The sequence below is a fragment of the Aeromonas sp. HMWF015 genome (genome assembly GCF_963878965.1).
Taxonomy (GTDB): domain Bacteria; phylum Pseudomonadota; class Gammaproteobacteria; order Enterobacterales; family Aeromonadaceae; genus Aeromonas; species Aeromonas veronii.
In genome coordinates this window covers 1-2,333 of record NZ_CAWNZT010000279.1, presented here as the reverse complement: position 1 = coordinate 2,333, position 2,333 = coordinate 1, and the positions used below count along the sequence as shown (strand labels likewise).

Annotated in this window: 2 protein-coding genes; both read right to left on the bottom strand. The window is 61.6% G+C overall.

What is annotated here, in order from left to right; genetic code table 11:
• Window positions 1-136 precede the first annotated feature (136 nt).
• Window positions 137-1,348 (bottom strand): EAL domain-containing response regulator, encoded by a 1,212-nt coding sequence (locus AACS18_RS14495; protein WP_108612530.1) that lies wholly within the window; start codon window positions 1,346-1,348, stop codon window positions 137-139.
• The coding region (locus AACS18_RS14490) for a response regulator (RefSeq protein ID WP_258228715.1) at window positions 1,341-2,333 on the bottom strand (993 nt) is incomplete at its 5' end. The genes AACS18_RS14495 and AACS18_RS14490, both read right to left, overlap by 8 nt.

Sequence of the window (2,333 nt, the reverse complement as noted above, 5' to 3'; positions counted from 1 at the left end):
GATAAAAGGTTGGTGGATAGGGGGCGGGCATGCGTGAGTGGCGAGCCCGACACAAAGAAAATGGCCACCTTTTCCAAGGCGGCCATTCACGTTGTCGGTCGGCGCGTTGTTGGCCCAAAGGGTTGGTTGCAGGAGATCAGCCGGATATCAGGGTCGGCAGTCGGGCTTGCCAGATCTGGTGCCAGTGCTGCAGTTCGCTGCGCGGCATCGGGCGGGCGGTGAAGAAGCCCTGACAGATATCGCACCCCAGCTTGGCCAGCAGTTGCCAGGTCTGCACATCTTCCACCCCTTCGGCGACTGATTTCAGCCCCAGCTTGCGTGCCAGCTCGATGCTCGATTCGATGATGGCCAGACGGGAGGGGTCGGCATAGCAGCGATCGACAAAAGATCGATCAAGTTTGAGCTCGGTAAACGGCAGCAGCGCCAGCTGCTGCATCGAGGAGTAGCCGGTACCGAAGTCATCGATGGAGAGGCCAAAGCCGTGCATCCGCAGCCGGGTCAGCACCTCCAGTGCCTTGCCGATATCCTCGACAAACGAGCTTTCGGTCACCTCCAGGGTGATCAGCTCGGGGTTGACGCCCCAGCGCTGGCACTGGTTGATCAGGAAGTGGCAGAGATCCCCCTCGATCAGCGAGGTGGTGGAGAGGTTCATCGACAGATTGAGGGAGAGACCGGTCTGTACCCACAGATGGCAATCCTGCAGCGACTTGTTGATGATGACATCGGTCAGCTGATCGATAAGGCCGTTATTTTCCGCCAGCGGGATAAACATGCCGGGGGAGATCAGCCCGTATTCCGGATGCTGCCAGCGGGCCAGCGCCTCCATCCCCACCCACTGGCCGGACGCAAAGCCGACCTTGGGTTGATACCAGGGCAGCAACTGGTCGTTGTCGAGGGCGCGTTTGAGCTCGTCCACCGAGAGGATGAGGCCATCGTCCTTGCCCGAGGGGGTCGACTTGGGTGCCCAGGAGTCGATCAGCTGGCGCAGTCGCTGCGGGCTGGAGGGTTTCTCGATGCGACCCAGCACATGGAGACCATAGGCCGCGCTCATGCGCAGCACGGCCTCCACCACGTCATCTTCCAGCGCGCTGGAGAGGATGATGCCGCCCCGAAAGCCACCCAGCGAGAGGCGGCGCAGCAGCGCCATGCCATCCATGCCGGGCATCCGCAGATCGCAGAACAGGATGTCGACGGTGTGGCTTTGGCACAGCGCCAGGGCTTCGATGCCGTCTGCGGCCTCCAGCAGTTGCTGATAACCGAGCGCCCGGATCTGGTGCATCAGGGTCTTGCGTTGAAACCCGTGATCCTCGACCACCATGATGACCAACTCGTCTGCCGTTCTATTCATCGAGCCACAATCCCATTTCACGTTCTATATTGTTCATCTGTTCTTCCACTCTCTGTGTCAGCAGCGCGAGCTCGCTCAACTGCTTGAGGCGGGCCGCCGATTCCAGTTGCGCCGCCTGCTCGGCCAGGGAGAGCTCCCCGACCATTCTGGCTGCCCCCTTGATGCGGTGGGCGATCTCCACCAGCTCCTGGCTATCATCGGAGGAGAGCGCGCTCATCATAGCGTGGCAATCTTTCCGGTTGGAGGCCAGATACTCCCTTGCCATGCTTTTGGCAATCCCTTCATCGCCAAACAGATCTTGCCAGCGACCGATCATGTCGAGATTGATGATCTGTCGTGCGGGCACTCTCTCTGTGATCGTAGTTACGGGCAACCACCGCAGCAGCATCTGGCGCAGTGACTCCAGCGAATAGGGTTTGCACAGCATGCCGTTCATGCCGGCTGCCGTCATATTGGCTGCCGCCTCCTCCGAGGTATCGGCGGTGACGCCGATGATGGGGGCTTGCTCTCCTTGTTCCCGCAGGCGGCGGGTCAGGGTGTAGCCAGCCATGTGCGGCATATGGCAGTCGGTGATCAGCAGGGCGAAATCCCGGGTTTGCCAGGCGCGAAGCGCCTTCTCGCCATCTTCCACTACCTCGCACTCCACCCCCAGAATCGCCAACTGACGGGTCAGCAGGGCACGATTGACCAGATGATCATCGGCGACCAGCACCCGCCCGCTCAGTTTTTCGATGCTGGCGGCATGGGGGGCCACGGCTCGCCCGGTGATCAGCTCGCTGCAGCTTTCGAGCAACAGATCCGGGTAGAGAGGGGATTGGCCGAGGCGCCACCAGTTCTCCGAGCCCATGCGTCCCCGCAACGCTTCGCGGGGGGAGAGGATGACCCCCTTGAGAGTGCCGGACTGCAGCAAGGTGTGCCAATCGCTCCCCATGCTGGACTCCAGAGCGGCCTCTTCCGCCAACAGCAGGCCGTCGAGATCGGCGGT